This window comes from Sorangium sp. So ce119, from assembly GCF_051524405.1.
Classification (GTDB): Bacteria; Myxococcota_A; Polyangia; order Polyangiales; family Polyangiaceae; genus Sorangium; species Sorangium cellulosum_G.
Genome location: NZ_CP150310.1, coordinates 6,815,817 through 6,840,690, shown reverse-complemented (window position 1 = coordinate 6,840,690; position 24,874 = coordinate 6,815,817). Strand labels below are relative to the sequence as shown.

The following is a 24,874-nucleotide window of genomic DNA, read 5'->3' as shown; positions in this document are numbered from 1 at the left end:
CCGACCTCTCGCGGCTGCGGCAGGACCGGCGCGGCGGCGCGCTACGGCGACGGTGCGTCGGTGAGCGGCAGCTCCATCACCACCTCTTCCCCGCTCATCTGGCCGTTGGGGCGGAAGCCCAGGCTGCGGTAGAACCCCTCGGGGCTGTCGGGGCCCGGCACGTAGGACAGCAGCAGCGACGAGAAAAGCCCCTTGCGCCGCACGTGCTCGATGACCTGCAACATCGCCGCCCGGCCGACGCCGCGCCGCTGGAAGCGCTCGTCGATCATGAAGCGCCACACGGCGATCTCGGGCTTCTCCGGCGGCGGGGAATCCAGCGAGTGGTCTTCCAGCAGGACGAAGCCCGCGGGCTCGTCACCGCAGTAGATGGCGCGGAACCAGGCTTCCGGCGCGAAGTGCGCCTGGGCGAGCGAGACCGCGTTGGTCGCGACATAGCGCTTCTGGTTCTCGGCCACGGAGAGCTCGAGGATGGCGTCGAGCGTGTCGCGGGTGATCTCGCGCAGGGAAACGGGGGGCGTGTCGTCAGGCATCGTGTCGTCCGCAGAAAGCAAGGGATGGACCGGGGCAGCCGGCGTGGAGGCTGAAGGGGCCACCGTCACGGCCTTGGTCGCGCGGACAGGGTACCACAGGCGCGGGAGGTGCTGCTCCCCGGCGGGCAGGGCAGCGGCGAGTTCCGGGCAGCCGTACCCGCCGCGGCCGTCCCCGGCGTCCAGCCCGTCGAAGCCGGCGACGGAGCGGGGCCACCTTCGCTCCACAGCCCCGGCGGCCTCCGGGCTCCGATCGTCCCGCGCGTCGTGAATGTGCTGCGAGGGGACCGCATCAGAGGCGGAGACACGCGCGGCGAGAGCGCCGCGAGGGGGCCGGGCGGCATGGCTGCCCGGTGGCTGCACGGGTCTCTCTGGGCCTCGGAGGTCGAGACGATGGATTCCCATTCAATGCGAGCGCGCGCGACGCACGGGCAGCGCGGCGGCCGGGCTTTCGTCCGCGCGGAGCGCGCCGCGCTCGCCACGCTCTTGCTGATGAGCCTCGCGATCGTCGCGGGCTGCGCCGGCGCGGATCCCGAGCGCGGCGCTCTCGAGGACACGCAGCAGGCCGAGCTCCCGCTGCTGACGCGCTCGATGAGCGTCGCACGCGCGAACCACACGGCGACGCGGCTCCTCGACGGCCGGGTCCTCGTCGCCGGAGGCCAGCGCGACGACGGCGGGAGCTTCCTCACGGGTCCCCACCCACTCGCGGAGCTGTACGATCCCGCGACGGATCTCTGGACGCCCGCGGCGTCGATGGGCACGCCGCGCAGCCGCCACACGGCGACGCTGCTCGCCGACGGCCGGGTCCTCGTCCTCGGGGGAGTGAAGAGGAGGACGCAGAGCGACGTGCTCGCCTCCGCCGAGGTGTACGAGCCGGGGGCGAACGCCTGGACGCCCGTCGCGCCGATGGCGGACCGCCGCGTCGGGCACACGGCGACGCTGCTCGCGGACGGCAGGGTCCTCGTCGCCGGCGGGCAATACAATCGCTACGGCGATCCTCCCCTGGCCACCTGCGAGATCTACGACCCGGCGACCGGCACGTGGAGCCCCGCGAGCTCCATGGCGAACCCTCGTGGAGGCCACGCCGCCGTGCTGCTGGCCGACGGCAAGGTGCTCGTGGCCGGCGGAGGCTCCGCCGAGGTCTACGACGTCGCGAGCGACACCTGGTCCCCCACAGCGCCCATGGTCGACGGCCGCTACGCGCGCGAGGCCACGCGGCTCCTCGACGGCAAGGTGCTCGTCACCGGCGACATGGATTCGATGGGCTGGCTCGGGACGGGCGGCGGGGAGAGAGCCGAGGTCTACGACCCCGCGACGGGCACGTGGACCGCGGCCCCGGGCCTGCCCGTCCCTCCGCCGCCCGGATCCCACGCGAGCGGGGGCATCCACGGCCACCGCGCCGCGCTGCTCCCGAACGGTCACGTGCTGGTGACGGGAGGGCACGAGTGGATGGCCGCGGACTGCCTCGACATCCACCACATGGAGTGTGTGGGCGAGGATCATGTCGTCTTTCACGGCGCCCAGACGTACGACCCGGCGACGGGAGGCTGGACCTGGGGAGCCATGGACTGGGCGCGCGCCTACCACACGGTGACGCCGCTCCTCGACGGCAGGGTCCTCCTCGCGGGAGGGTATGACAGCAAGCACGAAGAGTTCTACGGCGGCCTGGCGGCGACCGCCACGGCCGAGTTCTTCACGGCGGAGGGCGTGACCGGCGATCGCTGCAGCTCCGCGGCGGAGTGCAAGAACGGCTTCTGCGTCGACGGCTTCTGTTGCAACACGGCCTGCGAAGGAGAGTGCAAGGTCTGCTCGGTCGCCGCCGGCGGGGGGCGGGACGGCTATTGTACGCCGCTCACCGGGACGACCTGCGACGACGGCAACGCCTGCACCGGGGCCGACGCGTGTCAGGCGGGCACCTGCGCCGGCGCGCCGCTGGGCGACGGCGCGGCGTGCGACGACGGCAACGCCTGCACCGGGGCCGACGCCTGCCAGGCGGGCGCCTGCGCCGGCGCGCCGCTGGGCGACGGCGCGGCGTGCGACGACGGCGACGCCTGCACCCGGACCGACGCCTGCCAGGCGGGCGCCTGCGTGGGCGCGGATCCGGTCGCCTGCGCCGGGCAGAGCGGCTGTCTCGTCGGGGTCTGCGATCCGGCGTCCGGCGCCTGCATCGACGCGCTCGTCCCGGGCGGCACGTCGTGCGACGACGGCGACGCCTGCACCCGGGACGACGCCTGCCAGACGGGCGCCTGCGTCGGCACGCCGGACCGCGACGGCGACGGAGATGCCGTCTGCGATGCCGTGGACAACTGCGTCTGGCCCTCCAATCCGGGCCAGGAGGACGGCGACGGCGACGGCCACGGCGACGCGTGCGACACCTGCGTTGGCAGGGGAGACCGCGATTCGGACGGCGACGGCCTCTGCGACGACGTGGACAACTGCCCTCACTACGGGTCGCAGTACCCGGGCCAGGAGGACGCGGACGGGGACGGCCACGGCGACCTCTGCGACAACTGCCCCGCCGTGCCGAACCCCGCTCAGGCGGACGCCGACTGGAACGGCATCGGCGATGCCTGCGACGCCTGCTGGGCCGCCGGATCGCGGGACTACGACCGCGACGGCGCCTGCGACGAGGCGGATAGCTGCCCCCTCGTGCCGAACCCGGGCCAGGAGGACGCGGACGGGGACGGCGACGGCGACCTCTGCGACAACTGCCCCGCCGCGCCGAACCCCGACCAGGCGGACGCCGACTGGAACAGCATCGGCGATGCCTGCGACGCCTGCTGGGCCGCCGGATCGCGGGACGAGGATCGCGACGGCATCTGCGACGACACGGACAACTGCGTCTGGCCCGGGAACCCAGGCCAGGAGGACGCCGACGGGGACGGCCATGGCGACGCCTGCGACTGGTGCGCTGGACCGGGGGCTCAGGACCACGACGCCGACGGGATCTGCGATGAGCACGACAACTGCGCCTCGGCCGCCAACCCTGGCCAGGAGGACGCCGACGGAGACGGCCACGGCGATTCGTGCGATCGCTGCGCCGGCCCGGGGACCGACGACCTCGATCACGACGGGATCTGCGATGAGTCCGACAACTGTCCCACGTTCTTCCGCAATCCCGGGCAGGAGGACACGGACGGCGACGGCGTCGGTGACGCCTGCGACCCCTGCGCGGGCCCATGGACCTGGGACGGCGATGGCGATGGCATCTGCGATGAGGTGGACAACTGCCCCTGGCCGCCCAACCCGGGGCAGGAGGACACGGACGGCGACGGGCACGGCGATGCGTGCGACCAGTGCGCTGGCGTCGGGGCCAGGGACTGGGACGGCGACGGCGTCTGCGACGAGGTCGACAACTGCGATCGTCCGAACCCGGGGCAGGAAGACATAGACGGCGACGGCCGCGCCGACGCCTGCGACAACTGCCCGGGAGCGCCGAATCCCGATCAGGCGGACTTCAACGGAAACGGCCAGGGTGATGCGTGCGATCTCTGCTGGGACTCATCGGATCACGATCGCGACGAGGTCTGCGACGACATCGACAACTGTCCAGGGAGCCCCAACCCGCGGCAGGGCGACGCCGACGGAGACGGCGCCGGCGACGCCTGCGATCGCTGCGCCGGGGTCGGGGCCTCGGACGAGGACGGCGATGGCGTCTGCAACGGCGTCGACAACTGCTCGTACGAGGCGTATCCGGGCGGGCCGGACACCTACAACCCGGGCCAGGAAGACACCGATGGGGACGGCGTCGCCGATCTCTGCGACAACTGCCCCGACGTGGCGAACCCCGACCAGGCGAACTCCGACTGGATGGGCCCCGGCGACGCGTGCGACACGTGCTGGCTGACAGGCTCTTCGAATGGCGACATGGACGGGCTCTGCGACCACGCGGACAACTGCCTCTATGCTGCCAACCCCGGTCAGGAGGACAGCGACGGCGACGGCTTCGGCGACGCTTGCGACACCTGCGCCGGGCCGGGCACCAGCGACTGGGACGGCGATGGGGTTTGCTACGAGCACGACAACTGCCCCACGGGCTGGAACCCGGACCAGGCCGACGACGACGGGGATGGAGTCCCGGAGGCGTGCGACATCTGCCCGTTCCTCGCGAACCCCGACCAGGCGGACTCTGACGGGAACGGCATCGGCGACGCGTGTGACGCCTGCGTGGCCGGAGGAGGCAGCGACCGGGATGGAGACCGCGTTTGCGATGGCGACGACAACTGCCCGGAAGCTCGCAACATCGACCAGCACGACGTCGACGGCGATGGGGTCGGCGATGCGTGCGATCCGATCTGCGGCGCCGCCATCGACAACGGGGTTGTGCAGGTCGGGGTGAGCTGCACGGGGAACGTCGGGTTCCGCGCGCGCGAATGGACGGGGGTGTGGGACGTGAGAGATGTCGGTCTTCGTTATCTCCCCACGGGCAACAACGCGATGTACGCCGAGTTCGGGTACGAGGGCTGGGGCGTCGCGGACGGCGACTCCGGGGCGCGCGGCTTCACGGCGAGCTACAATGCCGGATTCGAGCCGCCGCTCCAGCTCTCGATGGAACGCTTCGAGGCCACGCCGACCACCGCGGTCTCGACCGTGCGCTTCGGCTCGACCTTCCTCGTCACGCACGAGTTCCGCCCGTCGGAGCGCACGCCCGCGCTCTACGAGATCGCCGTCCGGGTGGAGAACATCGGCGCGAGCCCGGTGAATCTGCTGTACCGGCGCACCCTTGTGTGGTCCGTCGAGCCGGCGGCCATCCCGTCCACGCAGTTTGTCACGATCGACCCTGGGACGTCCTCCACGCTCATCCGCACCGATGCGTATCCCTACGTTGGAGGCGATCTCTCCCGGGTGACGATGCACCGTCCGGGGCCGTTGACCGACGTGGGGCCCGAAGAGCTGGGCTCGACCTTCGACTTCGACTTCGGCGCGCTGGAGCCCGGCGGCGCCCGGTCGTTCCGGGTGTTCTACGGCGCGGCCGGGACCGAGGCAGACGCGCTGGAGGCGCTCGACGCAGTGGGCGCCGAGGCGCACGCGCTCGCCCAGCCCTACGTTCCCGGCGGCGCGGAGACCGGCAGTCCGAACACGTTCATCGTCGCCTTCGCGGACGCAGAGGGCAGTGGTGGAGAGGGAGGCAGCGGCGGCGGCGCCAGCGGCGGCGACGAGGGAGGCGGCGGCGAGGGAGGCGGCGGCGAGGGAGGCGGCGGCGAGGGAGGCAGCGGCGGCGGCGCCAGCGGCGGCGGGCCGGCGTGCGAGGCGCAAGGCGCGTGCGAGACGGCGTGCGTCACCGTGCAGCCTGGCGATGCCGGCGAGGTCGCCGATGCCGTGATCTGGGAGGCTCATCCCCGCCACAACGACGGGCGCAGCAACTACATCGCGTCGGGCCTCGCCGGCGGCGCCGAAAAGCAGGCCCTGTTCCGCTTCTCGCTCGACGCGATCCCCGCGGGAGCCACCGTCGTCTCGGCCCGGTTCGGCGCGCGCGCGTTCAGCTCCGGAGAGCAGACCGTCCGGGCGCACCGGATCACCGCCCCGTGGGACGAGCAGACCGTCACCTGGCAGAGCTTCGCCGCGAGCTACGATGAGCACGTGGAGGCGACGCTCGCCGGCGCCGGCAGCGACGCGGTGGCGGTCGACCTGACCGAGCTCGTGCAGGCCTGGGTCGACGGGGCGCACGACAACCACGGCTTCCTCCTCGAGCAGGCGCTCACCGGCAGGACGTCGTATCGCTCGCGCGAGCACCCGAACGCCGGCGATCGCCCCTGGCTCGAGGTCTGCTACCTCATGCCGTGATCTCGGCCCCGGGGGGCCGACTCATGGTGAGCGTTGGCCTGGCCTTCTCCCTGGTTGACCACGCAGGCTTCGACGATGGACGTTCCACCCTGGAATGATGGCCGGTCCATCATTTCAGGGTGGCAAAGCCATCCTCCCAGGGTGGCGAAGCCGTCCTCGACCTTGAACCAGCGAGGAGGACCCAGCGGAGCTCACGACCGGCGAATCGGCTCCGCGAGCCAGCGAACCAGCGCCTCGCCGTCGAGATCGAGCAACGCGTCCTCGACCTCGCCGGGACCGAGCGCGCGGGCTCGCTCGACGATCGAGCGCTCCTCTTCGGCGGTCGGTCGTCGCCCGATCCGTCGCGCGAACAGACGGCCGAGCAGCGCGGCGATGGCCTTCTGCTCGCCGCGCTCCTCGCCTCGTTGCTCACCTCGTTGCTCGCCTCGTTGCTCCCCTCGTCGCTCGGCCTCGATGATCATCTCCCCGATGATCGGCGTGCGCCGGAGCAGCCCCTCTTCCTTGTCCTCCACCATGATGACCAGCTCCTTCCACAGAGTATGCCCCCAGGGATCGATGGCCGCCATCACCAGCAACGCCGTGTACAGCTCGGCCCGTTCCTCGGCGCTCGCTGCGCCCGCCTCGATCTCCGCGACGATCTCCTGAAGCGCCGCGGCGGTCGCGTCGCGCGCGAGCGGGGCGAACACCAGCCAGAGCACGCTGCCGCGCGCCCGCAGCTCGCCGATGGTGCGCTGGTAGACGGCGTCGACGCGGAAGTGCACGCCGCTGAACGGTCGCCCCGGCCAGGCGATGCGGCGCATCCCCGTTACCGGCAAGCGCCGTCTACGACCGGAGAGGACCACGGCGACGCTCTCGATCGGCGGCACCGGCTCGCCGGGGGCTTCGAGCCGGAGCGCGGCGAAGAGGAAGCCGATGTACTCGAAGATGCGGTCCGGGACGTCGTCGCGGAGCGCGAAGCAGAACTCGACGTGCAGCACGCGCGGCTCGTCGTCGACGCGCAGGCGCAGGGCCTTGTCGAGGCGGCGCTCGATGTTCGTGACCTGGCTGTCGACCCAGCCGAGGACCTCGACGGGGTGGCCTTCGGGGACGAAGGCGCGCACCAGGTCTTCGGGTCGCCTCCGGGCGAGGTGGCGCAAGGTGATGTCGGCGTCTCCCATGCGCGGCGCCCACGGCAGATTGCGTACCAGGGGATGAGGAGGCCAAAACCAGGGGATTTCCGGGCGAGGCGTGGCATCGCCAGGTGGCGGCGCCATGGCGGGTGGCGGACTCGCGAGGCGCGGGGGCTCCGCGAGGCGCTCTGGCGGCTCCTCGCGTGGCATGGAACGGGCGACTCGCCCGGCGCAGGCTTCGGTGCGGCCGCACTTCGAGCGCGCGTTCCACGAATTCGGGCTGCCAAACCGAATCCGTTCGGACAACGGCCCGCCGTTCGCCACGCTGGGCATCGGCGGGCTGTCGGCGCTGTCGGTGAGCTGGATCAAGCTCGGCGTGGTGCCCGAGCGCATCGAGCCCGGCAAGCCCCAGCAGAACGGCCGCCACGAGCGCATGCACAAGACGCTGAAGGCGGAGGCGACATCGCCGCCACAGGCCACGCTCGCGGCCCAGCAGCGCGTCTTCGACCGCTTCCGGCACGAGTACAACGACCAGCGCCCTCACGAAGCGCTCGGGCAGAGGACGCCGGCATCGCGCTACACGCCGTCGCGGCGGACGATGCCAAGCAAGCCCTCGTCGCCGGAGTATCCGGACACGATGGCCGTTAGACGCATCGACCACATGGGAAAGGTGAAGCTCGGGGGCTCGCACGCGTTCGTCTCCAAGCTGATCGCCAACGAGCCGGTGGGGCTGCTTCCGATCGCGGACGACGTCTGGGAGCTGTACTACGGTCCTGTTCTGCTCGCGCAGGTCAACCTCAAGAACAAGGAGCTGCAGCTCATCAAGGCGCGTTGACCTGCGCGAGCTCACGCCGGGCCGTGAGGGCAGGCTCCTGTGCACCGAGACCGAGGGGAGCGGTTGGTGTATGGATCCTGGCGGTCCGAGAGAGCGCGGCGAGCGTGTCGCGTCGACAAGGATCCGGCCCCTGCTTCCAGTCCTCCCGGAGCATGGGGCCGTCGCTCAAGGAAGTGTCACCGCGGCTCCCGGTCTGAAGTGTTACCAGGGCTCCGGCCGTACACCTGGGGGGCGGTTCAACCGGTCATCCCCGCCCGAGAACGATGCCTGGGGGGCGGTTCAACCGGTCATCCCCGCCCGAGAACGATGCCCGGGGAGCGGTTCAACCGGTCATCCCCGACCGAGAACGATGCCCGGGGGCCGGTTCAACCGGCCCTCCAGGATCGAGATCGACGCCTGGGGAGCGGTTCAACCGGTCCTCCAGGATCGAGATCGACGCCTGGGGAGCGGTTCAACCGGTCCTCCACGACCCCGATCGCACCTCTCCGGGCGATTCGACCGCCCCCTCACGGCTGCCTCCGGGGGAGCGCGCGCGGTTCCGTGCGGCCGCAACCCGTTGCGCGCAACCGCTTGCGGACCGGCGCAAGGCGCGTCGCGCACCACGCCCCCTCCGCGCGCGAGCCTCCCGGCGGCCCCGCGCCGTTCCGGCCTCATTCGCCGCGCATCGACAGCGCGCCTCGCCGTGCTGGCATGGCTGTTGACTCTCGCGCCGCCGTCGCCCGAGGGCGATCGCGATATACCCCGTCTCCTTTCTTCATCACTGCGCCGACGGGGCCCGCTCACATTGCGAGGGAGAAGCCGATGCCGAGATCCAAACCGAACACGAAGAAGTCTTCCCCGGCCAAGCCTGGCGCGCCGAGCGAGGCGGCCAAGGCGTTTGCGCTCGTCGAGCCCGAGCTCGACGACGTCCGCGAGGTGGTGCCGATCAACGTCGATGTCCCCCGCGCCGTCTCCGTCGCCATCGGGGCCGTCCCGCACCTCCAGGCGCTGCGCCCGCGGTTCGTGGAAGAGCTCCCCAAGCACCCCCTGAGCCAGCTCGACAAGCTCCAGACATATGCGCTCGCCGCCTGGTACGCGCACCTGCTCGCGCTGCCCGCGTCGGGCGGGCAGGACGCGCTCAAGCGGCTGCTCGAGGAGGCGGCGCCGCTGCGCGAGGACCTGCTGGTCGCCGCGGAAGCGCTGGCCCACAAGGGGATCGTCGACGCGCAGCGGGTGGCCGAGATCCGCAGAGGTCACGGGCACCTCGACACCGCCAACGACCTCGTGGCCCTCGCGGCGCTGTTCGGCGAGGTCTGGGACGCCGTGAAGAACAGGACCACGGTCGAGTGGGAGGACGTCGAGCGCGCCTCGCGGCTCGGGCCGGAGCTGCTCGTGGCGCTCGGGGCCCGCCAGCAGCCGGGCCTGCCGGCGCCGAAGGCGGGCGACGCGGCCGAGCGGCGCGCGCGGGCGTTCACGCTGCTCGTGAACGCCTACGACGCGTGCCGGCGCGCGGCGTCGTACCTGCGCTGGAACGAGGGCGACGCCGACGCGATCGCGCCGTCGCTGTTCGCGCGGGGCGGCGGGCGCAAGCCGGGGGCGGGGAAGAACAACGCGGCAGGGGGCGGCGAAGGCGAGGGCGACGGCGCGAGCGCGGAGCCGGGCGCGCCGGGGGGCGAGCCGCTCCTGGAGCCCACCGTGGTGTAGCGGTTCCCCGCCAGCGCTCACGCGCACGCTGCCGCGGCGTCGCCTCCGCCGCGGCACGATGCCGGTCCGATCCCTGTCCGTTCCCACCCCCGAGGCGTCCCTGTCCATTCCCACCCCCGAGGCGCGAATCTGCCCTTCGGCTCCCGTCTCGAGCATCAGGACGTGCTCGTCCCGCAGGCTCGGGGGCGACGTTGACTCAGCCCCCCGGCACGCCGATCATCGGCTCCATGGCGCGCACGGCACCGGTCCCGAACATCCCGGCGATCCCCGGCATGAACCCTGGTGTCTTCATCATGGGCGGGGGCGGAGGCGGCGGCGGCAGCCGCAAGGGCAAGGGCAACGGCAACGGCAACGGGCAGGGCGGCGACGGCGAGAACGGTGGCGACGGCGCCGGCGGCGGCGGCAAGGGAGCCGGAGCCTGCGGCCAGGGGCAGAACGGCGGATGCACGAACTGCGGACACTCCATCGCGCGCGGTGACCCGGTGGACGTCGCGACGGGCCGCGTCTTCACGATCCCGAAGACGGACCTGTTCCTGCCAGGCCCCTTCAACCTCTCGGTGATCCGCTCGTACAGCTCGGATCGGCGCGACGTCGACGTCGGCATCGGCTTCGGGTGGACCCACAGCCTGGCATGGACGCTCGAGGTGCGGCGCGCCTCCGTCATCGTGCGCACGGGTGACGGGAATCGCGTGGAGCTGCCTCGCCCGGCACGACCGGGCGAGGAGGCGCGCCTCGGCCCCTGGGGCGTCTTCCGCGACGAGGAAGGCTACGCGATCCGACCCGGGAACGAGTTCGTGCACTTCTTCCGGCCCGCGGAGCCGGGGTCGAACCTCCACCTCCTCCACTCCATCGCGTACCGGAGCCGCGGGCGCATCTCGCTCCAGTACGAGCGGGGACGGCTGGCGCGCGTCATCGACACTGCCGGCCGCATCGTGCTCTTCCACGGGACGGCAGGCGGCCGCATCGAGGCCATCTCCGTGCCCGATCCGCAGGGCCGGACCCTCGTCTTCGCTCGCTACGTTTACGACAACACCGGCAACCTGGTCGCGGCAGCAGACGCCGACGGCCAGCTCACCCGTTTCGCCTACGACGACCACCACCGCCTCACGCGCCTCGAGTACCCGAACGGCATCGTCTTCCATTTCGTTTATGACCAGGAAGGGCGCTGCGTCGAGACCTGGGGCGCCCACCCGAGCGGGCACGACCCCGCCGTCGCGGGCGGGCTGCCGGACGTGCTCCGGGACGGCCGCACCCGAGCCCGTGGGGTCTACCATTGCCGCTTCGAGTACGGCGACGATTACACCGAGGTGGTCGACTCGGTGCGCCTCCAGCGCTTCTTCGTCGGGCCCGGGGACAAGATCGCCAAGGCCGTCGATGCGCGGGGCGGCGTGACAACGCGCACGTTCGACGGGCTCGGTCGCGTCACATCGCAGACCGATCCCACGGAGGCCACCTGGCTGTACCAGTACGACGAGCTCGACGAGATCGTGGCGGAGATCGATCCCGAGGGGCATCAGACGACCGTCCGCCGCGACGCCGCCGGGCGCCCGATCGAGCTCGTCGACCCGGCCGGCGGCGCCGTGATCATCACGCGCAACACGGCCGGCGAGGTCGAGGCGATCACGGACCAGAACGGCGCAACAACGTACTTCGTGCTGGATGCGCGCTCGCTCGCCGCGGAGATCATCGATCCCCGCGGCGCACGGCGCCTCTACGAGCACGACGCGCACGGCAACGTGGTCGCACACACGACCGCGACGGGCGGCCGGTTCACGTTCACGTACGACCACTGGGGTCGGCGGCTCAGCGAGCGGGACCCGCTCGGGAATACGCGCCGATACCACCACGCGGGCTCGGGTCGGATCACCGCCATCACGGACGGCCTGGGACGCACGACCACGCGCGAGCACGACGCGATGGGGAACCTCGTCCGCGAGATCTACCCCGACGGCACCAGCGAGTCCGCCGAGTATGGCGGGCTCAACTGGCTCTGCCGCATCGTCCGACCGGATCGGACCGAGGTGCGTGTCCTCTACAACCGCGAGGGCTGGCCGCTCGTCGTGCAGAATGAGCTCGGAGAGGAGCACCGCTTCGACCACGGTCCGAGCGGGCTCGTCGTCGCGGAGCGCGACTTCATCGGCCGGGAGACCAGGTACGGACACGACCGGCTCGGGCGCGTGATCTGGATCGACGAGGGCGACGGAAAGCGGGAGCTCACGCTCAACCGGATCGGCCAGATCGTCAAGGAAGAGGCGCCGGACGGCTCGACGCGAACCTACGAGTACAACGCGCGCGGCGAGCTCGAGCGGGCGAGCGCGGACGGCGTCGCGTTCGCGTGGCGCCGCGACCCGACGGGCAGGATCCTCCGGGAGGATCTGGAGGTCGGCCGAGCGACCTACGCCGTCACCTCCGCGCGCGACAGGGCCGGGCACCGCGATGGCGTCCAGACGTCGCTGGGCCATGCGCTCCGGGTGCGCCGCGACGCCGCGGGCGCGGTGACGGAGCTGTGGACGAAGGACGAGCGCGTCGTGGCCATCGAGCGTGACCCGCTCGGAATGGCGGTCCGCCGCGACCTCTCGGGCGGCGGCGCCGTGCTCTTCTCCTACGACGCCGAGCGCCGGCTGCGCGGCCAGTCGATCGTGGGGCCCGACGATCCCCGCACGACCACCGGGCTCGGGGAGCCCGCGTGGGTCGGGCGCAGCCCGCCCGGCGTCCTGGAGCGGCGGTTCGATTACACCCCGGTCGACGAGGTCTGCAAGGTCACCTCCTCGGACGGCGAGGACATCGAGTACACGTACGATACGAGGCGGCACGTCGTGAGGCAGACGGCGGGCGGAGCGTCCCTCTCGCTCCAGGTGGACGCCGGCGCGAACCCTCATGAGTCCGGTCCGATGGCGCCGCACCGAGCCTACGGTCGGGGTGGCCAGCTCCTCCGGCGCGGGGAGCTCAGCTACGTTTACGACAGCCGCGGTCGCCTCGTCGAAAAACGCCGCGCCGCGCTGGGCGCCTCGCCACCCGAGGTCACCCGGTTCGAGTGGGACGCGTGGAGCCTGCTCCGGGCGGTGGTCCAGCCGGACGGCACCCGCGTCGAGTTCGATTACGACGCGTTCGCGCGGCGCCTCGCAAAGCGCACGCTGCGGGACGGACGGGTCGTCGAGCAGCACCACTACGTCTGGGACCTGCTCTCGATGGTCCACGACGTGACGATCGACGGCGCGGGGAGGCCCGAGAAGACGCTGACGTACCTGTTCGATGACAATGACGGCCTCCCGCCGGCAGGCCACCGGGAGGACGGGGGTTGGATCCACTACGTGACCGACGTGAACGGCGCGCCGCTCGATCTCGTCCACGCCTCCGGCCGCCGCGTGGGGAAGATCGAGCGGGCCCTCTTCGGGCGGGCCCGCGTGACGCGCGGCTCCGCGGCGACCCCGTTTCGCTTCCTGGGCCAGATCGAGGACCCGGAGACGGGCCTTCATTACAACCGCTACCGCTACTACGATCCCGACACGGGACGCTACATCAGCCCGGATCCGACGCTCCTCGAGGGGGGCCTGCGCCTGTATGCGTATGGCCCCAACCCTGTCGCGTGGGTCGACCCCATGGGGTGGACGCACTTCACCACCGTGACAGGCTTTCCAGGCGGGAGCGCCACGCACGCGACGAACAAGAGCCCGGTCCAGTATGATTCGATGTGCTCGAAGAACTGCCCGACGGAGCTCTCGCATTCCTCTGGCCATCTGAGCCACAGCGAGCAGAAATGGTGCAGCGATCTGCTCGCCAGCGGGCAGAAGGGCGGCACCTACAACCTCTCGGGCAGCCTTCCGCCTTGCCCGAACTGCCATGGCGCGATGATGCGCACCGCCAAGGAGACGGGATCCAAGATCACCTACGACTGGGGAAACGGGAACTCGGTCACGTACGACGGGAAGACCAATCCAGGGAGCGTCGGGCTGCAGTTCTCGCAGGGAGCGTCCGCGCAGCACCTCAAGGAGGGCGGGTACGCGAACGTCTCGCTCACACCCAGCTTCTCGCCGCAGGCCGGGCAGGTGTACACGGATCCGTCGGCCTACTGGGGCGTGAACAAGCCTGCCGGCGTGCACAAGACCTACACGCAGGCGAAGAGCAAGTAGCCGGGTTCAACAAGGCCGCGCGGGATCGCGTCGAGATCGTCTCCGGCCTGGCGGTGGGCGAGCCGGTCGTCGCCCGCCCGGGTCGCTGGCGCCGCCGGACGAAGTCACCCGAGGCTGGGTAGATCCCGCGCGAAGCGGAGTGTGGCCTCTCGCTGCGTCTCGTTCGTGCGCAGCGCCGCCAGCAGGCCCGTGATCTGGTGGGGCTCTTCCACGTACTCCGGACGGGAGAGCCCACGCGCGACGCCGGTGCCGGCGCCGCTCCTCCACGGGGCGGAGGTGTCGGGCGCCCCTTCGTAGGACGGGTGGTAATCGTCCTCCGCCCACTGCGTCTCGAAGAGGTCGAGCACGCCGAACCGGGACCGCAGGAGCTCGGAGTCGCCCCCGATCTCCTCGAGCCTGCGCGCGGCGTCGAGCGTGAACGCCGAGCGCCCGCCGTCGCGCGCCAGCCACTCGAGCTCCGCCTCGGAGGCCAGGCGGAACCCGTGCGAGGCCGCGAGTTGCCGGGCGTCGGCCCAGCCGAGTCGATAGCAGTAGTCGCCCTGGAATCGTCCTCCAGAGAGCCGCTCGACCTCCTTCGCCTGCAAGTAGCTCCGCGCGACGAGGAACGGGCTCACCTGGACGCGACGGACCGGGCCCAGGCTCGCGGCGTCGCGCGCCAGGTTCGCGGCGATGTCGTCGTTCCACGCGTCGCCCATGCAGGCGCGCAGCTCGGCGACGTCCTCTTCCGTCAACCCCATCTCGAAGGCGCCCCCCGGCACCACCACGAAGGCCAGCCCCGTGGGCTGGTGCACGAGGGGCAGCGCGTCGAGATCCTCCGTCGGTTCGCCGGCGCTCCAGCCGTCGCCGAGCGAGGCGGCGAGCGACCGGCAAAGGCTCCTCCGCTCTTCGATGCCGAGGCGCGCAACGTCGGTGATGTCGTCCAGCGATCCCTTGATCATCGTCAGTCCTTTACGAGAAAGGTGCCGCGATGTCCAGGCAGGCACCGCTTCCGCCTCACCCGTGAACGTGATAGACGCACCGACGCGATGCGCGCCATTCCCCTCGGGTGCCCGTCATTCTCATGAGCCGCCTGCTCGGCGGCCAGGGCGGCGTGCCTGATGGGGGTGGCGGCACCCTCGACGACCCCACTGACGACGACTTCGCCGCCGCGGCGCGCTGGGCGCTGAAGCACAAGAATTTCCGTCTGGCTGCGCAGCAGGCGTCCGCGGCCGTGGCCCTGCGCCCGCTCCACGAGCCGTATCTCCGGCTGCTCGACGAGGTGATCGCGAAGGCGCGCGCCCCCCTCGAGGTGTTCGCGCTGCCCGCGGAGGGCGCCTTCTTCGGCCTGTGTGCGGCGCGGGCGCGGGTGCTCGCGCGGCTCGAGCGCTTCGACGACGCGATCCGCACGCTGTTCGAGGCGGTGGCGTTCAGCCCCGACACGCCGTTCGCGCCCTGGGCGGCGGCGTGGCTCGCGACCGGCAAGGCCGCGCGCCAGGTCGCGCAGGATACGGTCGTTCACGCCTTGCTCTCGCTCGCCGAGGCCACGCGGGATCGTCCGCTGTCGCCGGGGGCGCGCGGGAACCTCGAGGCCGCGCTCGTCGTCGCGGAGCGGGTGCAGTCCCGGCGCCCGGCGAGCGAGCGCCTGCTCGTCGCGCAGTCTCGCGTGCTCCGCGCGCTCGGTCGGGGCGAGGACGCGGCGGCGCGCCTCGGGGCCGCGGGGGAGAGCCCGGGCTGGGAGATCGCCGTCGAGCTGGCCGCGGTCCACGGAGAGCGCGGCGACGTGGGCGCGCGGGCGCAGTGGCTCGAGCGCGCCCGCGACGCGCGACCTCGGGAGTCGGCCATCCTCCTCGATCTCGGCGACGCCTACCTCGCGGACGGGCGCGTCGACGCGGCCGCCGACGCGTACGCGCGCGCGCTCGCGCTGGACGCCTCGTCCGGCTGGGCGAAGATCTCCCTCGCGTATGCCCGGGCGCTGGCCGCCGGGGTCGTTTGCGGCGCGGACCTCATGGCGGAGGCGCGATCGGAGCGCGAGCAAGCGCGAGCGCGCTCGCTGGAGGCAGACCTGTCGGCCTATGGGGCGCGCCTCGCCGATCCGATGGATCCGCTGGTCCGGGTCATCCGGAGCGCCGGTGAGCAGGCGGCGAGCTCGCCGGCCAGGCTCCGCGTCCGCGTGCGCGCGGACCGGCCGCTCGCCCCGTCGGCGCGCATCGCGTTCTCGCAGCAGCTCGCCGTGTTCGGCCGCGAGGGCCAGCTCCTCGTCGAGCAGGAGGGCGAAAAGGAGGGCGAACCGTCGCGGCCCGGTCCGCTCTGGCTGGCGGACGACGGCGGGCTGGCCCCGGCCGTGCCCCGCCCTCCCGACGCGGTGATCGATTGCGTGCGCGATCTGGCCAGCGCCGTGTTCGCGTGGGACGTGTGGTGTGCGCGCGCGGGAGAGATGGCCTCCATGCTCGATCGGTCCGTTGCCGCGGGCCTCGTGGATGCCATGGCGCACCCGCCTGCGCCGCCCTCTCGCGACAACGATCCGGTGTTGTGGGTCCATGCCTTCCAGATCGCCGCGGCCGTCCTGACCGCCCTCGGGCCAGAGCCGCCGGTCGTGCGGAAGGAGCGGCTCTTTCCGTTGCTCGACGGCATCGACGACTGGAGCTCGGCCGCGGCGCTGCTCGGTCTCCGCGCGCTCGCCAGCGCCTGGGGCGAGCTTCGCGGAGAGGTCGTGGAGCGGGCCGTGCGGTTGCTGCCATCCGACGGGGAGCCCCTGCCGCCGCCGTCGCGCGCCCTCGCCGTCCTCGGCTGCGAGCTCGCGGCGGGGGAAGCGCGGCGACGATTCCTCCGCCTGCGGGCCAGGGTCGTCGCCGAGCTCGCGACGTCGAGGGCCCCGCGCGTCTGAGGACGTCGCCAGGCGAGCTGGTGCGTTCACCGCGCGCGGTCGGCCAGGCGGCTGTCGCTCGACCGGGCGGCGCATCCCACGCGCAGCGGCCCCGGAGCACATCCCCCGAGGCCCGCGGTCTTCCCGGTCGCGCCGACACGCCTCCGCCTTGATCGGTTCCGTCCCGCCCGCGTAACGTCGGCATCGTGCCGATGGTGCAGAAGCGAACCGTTCTCGAACACCTCACCCGCGACGAGCTGATTTCCATCGCCGACGCGTTCGACGTCCATGTCCAGGACCGGCGGAGCAAGGAGAAGCTGGTGGAGGCCGTGGCGGCTTCCAGGAGCGCCGCGCTGGCCGCCGTGCTGCCGTCGTACTCGCGGGACCGGCTGAAGGAGCTTTGCCGGGCCCTGCAGCTCGATGACAGCGGTCGCGAGAAGGCCGTGCTGGTCGCGCGGCTGGCCGGGGGGAAGGCGTCCGAGCCGCCGGCGCCCGCGAGGGCGAACGGGGCGGGGCGGGCGGCGCCCGAGCAGGTCGAGCTGGCGCTCGGGGAAAAGCTCACGATCGACAGGCTCGAGCGGCATCTCTGGTCGGCCGCGGACATCCTGCGGGGGTCGATCGACTCGAGCGATTACAAGAACTTCATCTTCGGGCTCCTCTTCCTGAAGCGCCTGAGCGACAGGTTCCACGAGGAGGTCGAGGCGCTGAAGGGCGTGCCGAACGCCAACCCCGAGGACCCGGACGAGCACGACTTCTTCGTGCCGAAGCGGGCCCGGTGGTCGGAGCTGCAGAAGGTCGCGGGCCAGGTCGGCGACGCGCTCAACAAGGCGGCGTCGGCGCTGGAGGAGGCGAATCCGCAGCTCGAAGGGGTGATTCGCGGGATCGACTTCAACGACGAGCGGAAGCTCGGCGACACGAAGCACCGGGACGTGGTGCTGGGGCGGCTTGTGCAGCACTTCTCGAAGCTGTCGCTCAGGAACGCCGACCTCTCCGAGCCGGACATGCTGGGCCGGGCGTACGAGTACCTGATCGAGAAGTTCGCGGACGACGCCGGCAAGAAGGGCGGCGAGTTCTACACGCCGCGCATGGTCGTGCGGCTCATCGTCGAGCTCCTGGAGCCCAGGGCGGGGCTGCGGATCTGCGACCCGACCGCCGGATCCGGCGGCATGCTGATCGAGTGCGCCCATTACCTGGAGCGGCACGGGCAGAACCCGAAGGACCTGTCGCTCTACGGCCAGGAGAAGAACCTGGGGACCTGGGCCATCTGCAAGATGAACATGCTGCTCCACGGGCTGCCCGACGCGCGGATCGAGAAGGGGGACACGATCCGCGATCCGAAGCTGCGGGACGGCGATGGGCTGATGGTGTTCGACCGGGTGATCGCCAATCCGCCGTTCTCGCTCGACGAGTGGGGGAGGGAGGTGGCCGAGAACGATCCGTACCGGCGCTTCGTCTTCGGCGTGCCGCCGAAGACGAAGGGGGATCTGGCGTTCGTGCAGCACATGATCGCGACCACCAACAAGACAGGCAAGGTGGGGGTCGTGATGCCGCACGGGGTGCTGTTCCGCGGGGCTGCGGAGGGGGAGATCCGCAAGGGCATGCTGGAGGAGGATCTCGTCGAGGCCGTGGTGGGGCTGCCGACGAACCTGTTCTATGGGACGGGGATCCCGGCGGCGGTGCTGGTGCTGAGCAGGAGCAAGGCGGCGGCGCGAAGGAAAAAGGTGCTGTTCATCGAGGCGTCGCGGGAGTTCAAGGAGGGGTCGGCACAGAACTACCTGCGCGAGGAGGACGTCAAGAGGATCGCGGCGACGTTCAAAGCCTTCAAGGACGTGGACAGGTACGCGCGGGTCGTGGGGCTCGAGGAGATCGAGAAGAACGACTTCAACCTGAACATCGCGCGGTACGTCGAGACGACCGAGGCAGCCGAGAGGGTCGAGGTGGCGCATGCGCTGCAAAAGCTGCGCGAGCTGGAGAACAAGCGGGGGGAGGCCGAGGCGCGGATGAATGCGTACCTCAAGGAGTTGGGGTATGAACGATGATCCGTCTCCGCTGAAGGAACGTTGGCAGTACGGTAGGTTGGTCCCCTGTCCCGAGATAGAACCCAAGGGTTGGTGTCTCGTTCGGCTGGTCGAATACGCGCGGCTTGAAAGCGGTCATACCCCGAGCCGTCGGAATCCATCGTATTGGAATGGCGGAGTCCCATGGTTGTCTCTCCACGACTCCAAGAACCTTGAACAGGCCGTCATCACTCAGACTTCACAAACGATTTCCGAGCTGGGCCTAGCCAACTCCTCCGCACGACTGCTCCCTGCGGGCACAGTAGCATTCTCTCGAACTGCCACGGTTGGAAAGGTAACAATTCTGGGGCGCGAAATGGCAACCAGTCAGGACTTTGCCAACTACGTATGCGGCCCAAAACTACACAACCGTTATTTGATGCAACTGTTTCGCTTTCTACAGCCGGAATGGTCGCGCCTTATGGCAGGCAGCACTCACAACACCGTCTACATGCCGGTGTTTGAGAACCTGAAGATCCTTTTGCCTCCTATTTTCGAACAGAAGAAAATAGCAAGCATTCTCTCTTCTGTGGACGACACAATCGAGGCCACCCAGGCGGTTATTGACCAGCTTCTAGTCGTCAAGGCGGCGATGACGGCCGAGCTACTAACGCGCGGGCTTCCCGGTCGACACACGCGGTTCAAGAGGACCGAGATCGGGGAGGTGCCGGAGGAATGGCGTCTGATATCGCTCTCAGATGTCACTGCTGATGGCCCTACGAACGGCCTCTACAAGCCGGCTCACCTGATTGGACGAGGAACTTTAGTTGCAGGCATGACAGCGATCGATGGCTCTACATTGCGATGGGACGCTTGCCGTCGTGCGGCATTGGAGCCCGCGGAAATTGAACGCTTTGGTCTCAGATGTAAGGACATCTTGATCACGCGCGTCTACGCCAGAGTTGACGGCATCGGACGCTTCGTTATCGTCCCTGAAACGGATGAGCCAGTGTGCTACGAATCAAACATGATGCGCATCCGTATCGATCCCCAATGGGCCGTACCCGAATTCGTGGCGTTTTACATGCAGCTTCCGCAGCTCCGCAAACAGGTAGAGCAGCGAGCCACACTGGGCGCACAGGCAAGCATAAACAGCACTGGCATTCGAAGCCTTCCGTTGAGACTGCCACCTCTCGAAGAACAACGCGGCATCGTGTCGGTGCTGTGTTCTGTAGAAGAAACAATCGATCGAGAACAAGACAAACTGAACCAGCTGATTGCCTTCAGATCCGCCCTCCAGTCCGCCCTCCTTACCGGTGAAATCCGCGTCACCCCCGCCCCCGACGAGGTCTCCCCATGACCCCGCCCGGCAACGCATGGAACGAGGCCTCCCTCTCCGAAGACCCCGCCGTCACCCTCCTCGAGAAGCTCGGCTACCGCTACGTCGCCCCCGAGGTCCTCGAAGCTGAGCGCGAGAGCCCCAAGCAGCCCATCCTCCCCGCCCGCCTCGCCAGGGCCCTCAAGAAGCTCAACCTCTGGCTCTCCGACGACAACCTGCACAAGGCTGTCCGCTGCGTCGGCGCCGTGCAGTCGGCGACGCTCATCGAGGCGAGCGAGGAGGTCTACAAGACGATCGCCCACACCCGCTCCTTCGAGCAGGACCTCGGCGACGGCCGCAAGAGCCACGATGTCCGCTTCATCGACTTCGACAACCCCACCAACAACGAATTCCTCGTCACCCGCCAGTACGCGGTGAAGGGCGCCAAGAAGACCATCCGCCCCGACATCGTTGTCTTCGTCAACGGCATCCCGCTCGCCGTCATCGAGTGCAAGAACCCGACGCTCGGCGAGGCCTGGAAGCACGAAGCGATCGACCAGTTCAGCCGCTACCAGGAGCTCGACGACAAATACCGTGAGCTCGGCGCCCCCAGGCTGTTCGAGACCGTGCAGGTCCTCATCGCCACCTGCGGTCAAGCGGCGGTCTACGGCACGGTCACCACCCCGCATCGCTTCTTCGCCGAGTGGAAGACCCCCTGGCCGATCCCTCCGGAAAAGCTCCGCTCCCTCGTCGGCCGCGAGCCGACAGCGCAGGACGTCACCCTCGCGGGGCTGCTCGCCCCGCAGAGCCTCCTCGACCTCGTCCGGAGCTTCGTCGTCTTCGAGCCCGACCGCGACACGGGCCGCGTCGTCCGCAAGCTCTGCCGCTACCAGCAGTTCACGGCCGTCAACAAGGCGATCGCGCGTGCCCGGACGGCCCAAAAGCCGGCCGACCGCGGCGGCGTCGTCTGGCACACGCAGGGGTCGGGCAAGAGCCTCACCATGCTGTGGCTCGCGCTCAAGCTCCGCCGCGACCCGCTGCACGAGAACCCCACCCTCGTGCTCGTCACCGACCGCAAGGACCTCGACGCGCAGATCACCGGCACCTTCCAGGCCTGCAAGTTCCCCAACCCGGAACGGGCCGAGAGCGTCCGGCACCTGCGCGAGCTGCTCTCGGGTCCTCCCGGCAAGACGGTGCTCACCACCGTGCAGAAGTTCCAGGAGCTCGCCGCCGCCGGCGGGAAGCCCGGGAAGCGCGCCGCCCGGGAGGAGCACCCCGTCCTCTCCGACGCGCACAACCTCTTCGTCCTCACCGACGAGGCCCACCGCACCCAGTACGGCGGGCTCGCCGCGAACATGCGCAGGGCGCTCCCCAACGCGGCCTTCTTCGGCTTCACGGGGACGCCGATCGACAAGAAGGACCGCTCGACCCTCTCGACCTTCGGCCCGTACATCGACACGTACACCATCGAGCAGGCCGTCGCCGACGGGGCCACCGTGCCCATCTTCTACGAGGGGCGGCTCCCCGCGCTGCGGATCCTCGGCAACTCGCTCGATGCCCTCTTCGATCGCGTGTTCGCCGATCGGTCGGACGAGGAGCGCGAGGCGATCAAGAAGAAGTACGGCAACGAGCAGACGCTCGCCGGGGCGCCACGAAGGGTCGAGGCGATCTGCCTCGACCTGATCGACCACTATGCAAAAGCCATCCAGCCCGGCGGCTTCAAGGCCCAGGTCGTCGCCTCCAGCCGCGAGAACGCCGTCCTCTACAAGGAGGCCCTCGATCGCCTCCACGGCCCTCCGTCGGCGATCATCATCTCGGGGTCGAACAAGGACGCCGCGCACCTCGTCAAGCACCACACGAGCGAGGAGCAACGGAAAGCCCTGATCGACCGCTTCCTCGCGAAGGACGACCCGCTCAAGGTCCTCGTCGTCTGCGACATGCTGCTCACCGGGTTCGACGCGCCGGTCGAGCAGGTCATGTACCTCGACTCCCCGCTGAAGGAGCACACGCTGCTCCAGGCGATCGCCCGCGTGAACCGGACCGCCAGCGGGAAGAGCTACGGCCTCATCGTCGACTACTGGGGCGTCTCGGAGGCGCTCAGCGAGGCGCTCGCGATCTTCGCTCCCTCCGAGGTGAAGGGCGCGATGACGCCGAAGACCGACGAGCTGCCGCGGCTACAGGCGCGGCACGCGGCGGCGGTGAGGTTCTTCGTCCGGGTGAAGGACAAGGACAACCTCGATGCGTGCGTCGCCACCCTGGAGCCGGAGGACGTCCGGGCCGAGTTCGACGCGGCCTTCAAGAGGTTCTCGCAGAGCCTCGACATGCTGCTGCCGGATCCGAGCGCGCTGCCCTACGTCGCGGACGCGCGCTGGCTCGGGAAGGTCCGGCAGTCGGCGGCGGCCAAGTTCCGCGACGCGAAGATCGATATCTCCGACTGCGGGGCCAAGGTCCGGAAGCTCATCGAGGAGTCGGTCGCGGCGGACGGGATCGAGATCCTGGTCAAGCCGATCTCGCTCTTCGCGCCGGAGCTCGAGGACAAGCTCAAGAAGCTGAAGACCCCGGAGGCGCGGGCGAGCGAGATGGAGCACGCGCTCCGGCACGAGATCCACGTGCGGCTCGACGACGACCCCGTGTTCTTCACGTCGCTGCGCGAGCGCCTGGAGCAGATCATCCAGGACCGCAAGGCGAAGCGCATCGACGCCGCCAGGCAGCTTCAGCTCTTCAACGAGCTGAGGAAGGAGGCGCGAGGGCCGGTGGCGGCCGCCGAGGCGCTGGGCCTCTCGGAGACGGGGCTCGCCATCTACGGGCTCGTCTCGGAGCGCAAGCCCCTGACGGCCGCGGAGAGGACACAGAACACGTATGGGAAGGTGGATGAGTCGAAGAAGGAGCTGGCCTCGCTGCTGGAAGAGCAGCTAGAGCCCCAGGTGTCGCTCGTCGACTGGGTGCACAAGGACGATGTGCAGCGGGAGATGCGCAGGCGCATCAAGCGGCAGCTCCGGGCGGCGGGGTTCGCCGACGAGGAGAAGATCGACGCGACGGCGGAGAGCATCGTCCAGCTCATGAAGCATCGCCGAGGCCGGTGATGCTCCCGGAGCGGTCCGAGGTGACGTGGGGCACGACGCGCCTCTCCTACGAGATCCGGCGGAGCGCCCGGAGGTCCACTGTGTCGATCGCGATCGATCCGGCCCTGGGGCTCGTCGTCACGGCGCCCGAGGCGACGCCGATCGCGCGGCTGGACTCGGTGGTCCGGTCGAAGGCCCCCTGGATCGTCCCGCGGCTGAAGCGCCAGAGCGAGAGGCCGCCGGCGAGCGGTGCGCGGGAGTTCGTGAGCGGGGAGTCGGTCCTTTACCTCGGGCGGCAGCTCCGGCTCCGCTTGCTCCCCGAGCAGGACCCGCGTCCGCTGGCCCTCCGCGGCGGCTGGCTGGAGCTGCCGCTCCCGCGGGGGCTCCCCGCCGAGCACCGCGGCGCGTACGCGCGGGCGGCGCTGATCGACTGGTACAGGCGGCGGGCGACGGAGCGCCTCCCCGCGTGGGCGGAGCCGTGGGGGCAGAAGCTCGGCGTGGCGTTCCAGCGCATCCTCGTGACGGACCAGGCGAAGCGCTGGGGGAGCTGCTCCCGCGGCATCCTCCGGCTCAACTGGCGCATCGTGCAGGCGCCGAGAGCGCTTGTCGACTACGTGCTCGCCCACGAGCTCGCACACCTGATTCACGACCATCATGGGCGGGAGTTCTGGGCAGCGCTCGGCAGGGTGATGCCGGACTACGAGGCAAGGAGGGCCCGTCTGGGCGAGCTCGGGCCAGCGCTCTTGTGGTGACGCAACCGGGCTCGCTGCCGCCTGCGGGAGCTCACGAGGGGCGAATCGGCTCCGCGAGCCAGCGGACCAGCGCCTCGCCGTCGAGGTCGAGCAAGGCATCCTCGACCTCGCCCGGGCCGAGCGCGCGGGCGCGCTCGACGATCGAGCGCTCTTCGTCGGCGGTCGGTCGTCGCCCGATCCGCCGCGCGAAGAGGCGACCAAGCAGCGCGGCGATCGCCTTCTGCTCGCCGCGCTCCTCTCCTCGCAGCTCCCCTCGTTGCTCGGCCTCGATGATCATCTCCCCGATGATCGGCGTGCGCCGGAGCAGCCCCTCTTCCTTGTCCTCCACGATGGTCACGAGCTCCTTCCACAGAGTATGCCCCCAGGGATCGATGGCCGCCATCACCAGCAGCGCCGTGTACAGCTCGGCCCGCTCCTCGGCGCTCGCCGCCCCCGCATGGATCTCCGCGACGACCTCCCGCAGCGCGGCCGCGGTCGCGTTACGTGCAAGCGGCGCAAACACCAGCCAGAGCACGCTGCCGCGCGCCCGGATCTCGGCGACGGTGCGCTGGTAGACGGCATCGACGCGGAAGTGCGCGCCGCTGAACGGCCGCCCCGGCCAGGCGATGCGGCGCTTCCCTGTCGCCGGCAAGCGTCGTTTGCGACCCGACAGGACCACCGCGACGGTCTCGATCGGCGGCACCGGCTGACCGGGGGCTTCGAGCTGGAGCGCGGCGAACAGGAATCCAAGCAACCGCGTCAGTCCATCGAGCGCTGGCGGTCTCCTCGCGCCGGCCGACGCGCCGACACCCGGAAACCGGAGCCCACAGATCCTGGAATAACTCCGGCTCGCGGT

Annotated in this window: 12 protein-coding genes and 1 pseudogene; 9 read left to right on the top strand and 4 right to left on the bottom strand. The window is 70.4% G+C overall.

Features of this window, described 5'->3' with window-relative positions:
- Positions 1-41 precede the first annotated feature (41 nt).
- Positions 42-755, bottom strand: a complete 714-nt coding sequence (locus tag WME76_RS25725; RefSeq protein WP_437954920.1) for an N-acetyltransferase family protein — start codon at positions 753-755, stop codon at positions 42-44.
- Between the two features lie 165 nt (positions 756-920).
- On the opposite strand from WME76_RS25725, the gene WME76_RS25720 reads away from it, so the two are divergent.
- A complete protein-coding gene (locus WME76_RS25720) occupies positions 921-6,311 on the top strand; it encodes a thrombospondin type 3 repeat-containing protein (RefSeq protein ID WP_437954919.1) in 5,391 nt (1,796 codons plus the stop codon).
- 191 nt (positions 6,312-6,502) lie between these two features.
- Here the strand turns inward: WME76_RS25720 and WME76_RS25715 are convergent, their stop codons facing one another.
- A complete protein-coding gene (locus tag WME76_RS25715; protein ID WP_437954918.1) occupies positions 6,503-7,468 on the bottom strand; it encodes a hypothetical protein in 966 nt (321 codons plus the stop codon).
- 178 nt (positions 7,469-7,646) lie between these two features.
- Here WME76_RS25715 and WME76_RS25710 point away from each other — a divergent pair.
- From WME76_RS25710 to WME76_RS25700, 3 genes and pseudogenes are all read left to right on the top strand, one after another.
- A pseudogene (locus WME76_RS25710) lies at positions 7,647-8,255 on the top strand (integrase core domain-containing protein); the annotation flags it as partial.
- 801 nt (positions 8,256-9,056) lie between these two features.
- The gene (locus tag WME76_RS25705) at positions 9,057-9,938 is read left to right on the top strand and encodes a hypothetical protein (protein ID WP_437954917.1); all 882 of its coding nucleotides are present in this window, start codon (positions 9,057-9,059) and stop codon (positions 9,936-9,938) included.
- A gap of 227 nt (positions 9,939-10,165) precedes the next feature.
- A complete protein-coding gene (locus WME76_RS25700; RefSeq protein ID WP_437954916.1) occupies positions 10,166-14,068 on the top strand; it encodes an RHS repeat-associated core domain-containing protein in 3,903 nt (1,300 codons plus the stop codon).
- Positions 14,069-14,172: 104 nt separating this feature from the next.
- Here WME76_RS25700 and WME76_RS25695 read toward each other — a convergent pair whose 3' ends face one another.
- Positions 14,173-15,006, bottom strand: coding sequence for a formylglycine-generating enzyme family protein (locus WME76_RS25695; protein ID WP_437954915.1), 834 nt, complete (start codon positions 15,004-15,006; stop codon positions 14,173-14,175).
- Between the two features lie 122 nt (positions 15,007-15,128).
- On the opposite strand from WME76_RS25695, the gene WME76_RS25690 reads away from it, so the two are divergent.
- The 5 genes from WME76_RS25690 to WME76_RS25670 all read left to right on the top strand — a co-directional run bounded on the left by WME76_RS25690 (position 15,129) and on the right by WME76_RS25670 (position 24,039).
- Complete coding sequence (locus WME76_RS25690; protein WP_437954914.1) at positions 15,129-16,931, top strand: hypothetical protein; 1,803 nt, start codon at positions 15,129-15,131, stop codon at positions 16,929-16,931.
- Between the two features lie 191 nt (positions 16,932-17,122).
- Entirely contained in the window at positions 17,123-18,949 is a 1,827-nt protein-coding gene (locus tag WME76_RS25685) for a type I restriction-modification system subunit M (protein WP_437954913.1), read from the top strand.
- Entirely contained in the window at positions 18,915-20,267 is a 1,353-nt protein-coding gene (locus WME76_RS25680) for a restriction endonuclease subunit S (RefSeq protein ID WP_437954912.1), read from the top strand. Before WME76_RS25685 ends, WME76_RS25680 begins: the two co-directional genes overlap by 35 nt.
- Positions 20,264-23,308, top strand: a complete 3,045-nt coding sequence (locus WME76_RS25675) for a type I restriction endonuclease subunit R (RefSeq protein ID WP_437954911.1) — start codon at positions 20,264-20,266, stop codon at positions 23,306-23,308. The genes WME76_RS25680 and WME76_RS25675 overlap by 4 nt, the downstream gene beginning before the upstream one ends.
- Complete coding sequence (locus WME76_RS25670; RefSeq protein WP_437962162.1) at positions 23,308-24,039, top strand: M48 family metallopeptidase; 732 nt, start codon at positions 23,308-23,310, stop codon at positions 24,037-24,039. The genes WME76_RS25675 and WME76_RS25670 overlap by 1 nt, the downstream gene beginning before the upstream one ends.
- 31 nt (positions 24,040-24,070) lie before the next feature.
- On the opposite strand, the gene WME76_RS25665 is transcribed toward WME76_RS25670, so the two are convergent.
- The gene (locus tag WME76_RS25665) at positions 24,071-24,772 is read right to left on the bottom strand and encodes a hypothetical protein (RefSeq protein ID WP_437954910.1); all 702 of its coding nucleotides are present in this window, start codon (positions 24,770-24,772) and stop codon (positions 24,071-24,073) included.
- Positions 24,773-24,874 lie beyond the last annotated feature (102 nt).

Coding starts and splice junctions, on each gene's coding strand:
- WME76_RS25720 (WP_437954919.1), top strand. CDS start 921: ATGGATTCCCATTCAATGCGAGCGCGCGCGACGCACGGGCAGCGCGGC.
- WME76_RS25715 (WP_437954918.1), bottom strand. CDS start 7,468: ATGGGAGACGCCGACATCACCTTGCGCCACCTCGCCCGGAGGCGACCC.
- WME76_RS25705 (WP_437954917.1), top strand. CDS start 9,057: ATGCCGAGATCCAAACCGAACACGAAGAAGTCTTCCCCGGCCAAGCCT.
- WME76_RS25700 (WP_437954916.1), top strand. CDS start 10,166: ATGGCGCGCACGGCACCGGTCCCGAACATCCCGGCGATCCCCGGCATG.
- WME76_RS25695 (WP_437954915.1), bottom strand. CDS start 15,006: ATGATCAAGGGATCGCTGGACGACATCACCGACGTTGCGCGCCTCGGC.
- WME76_RS25690 (WP_437954914.1), top strand. CDS start 15,129: ATGAGCCGCCTGCTCGGCGGCCAGGGCGGCGTGCCTGATGGGGGTGGC.
- WME76_RS25685 (WP_437954913.1), top strand. CDS start 17,123: ATGGTGCAGAAGCGAACCGTTCTCGAACACCTCACCCGCGACGAGCTG.
- WME76_RS25680 (WP_437954912.1), top strand. CDS start 18,915: ATGCGTACCTCAAGGAGTTGGGGTATGAACGATGATCCGTCTCCGCTG.
- WME76_RS25675 (WP_437954911.1), top strand. CDS start 20,264: ATGACCCCGCCCGGCAACGCATGGAACGAGGCCTCCCTCTCCGAAGAC.
- WME76_RS25670 (WP_437962162.1), top strand. CDS start 23,308: ATGCTCCCGGAGCGGTCCGAGGTGACGTGGGGCACGACGCGCCTCTCC.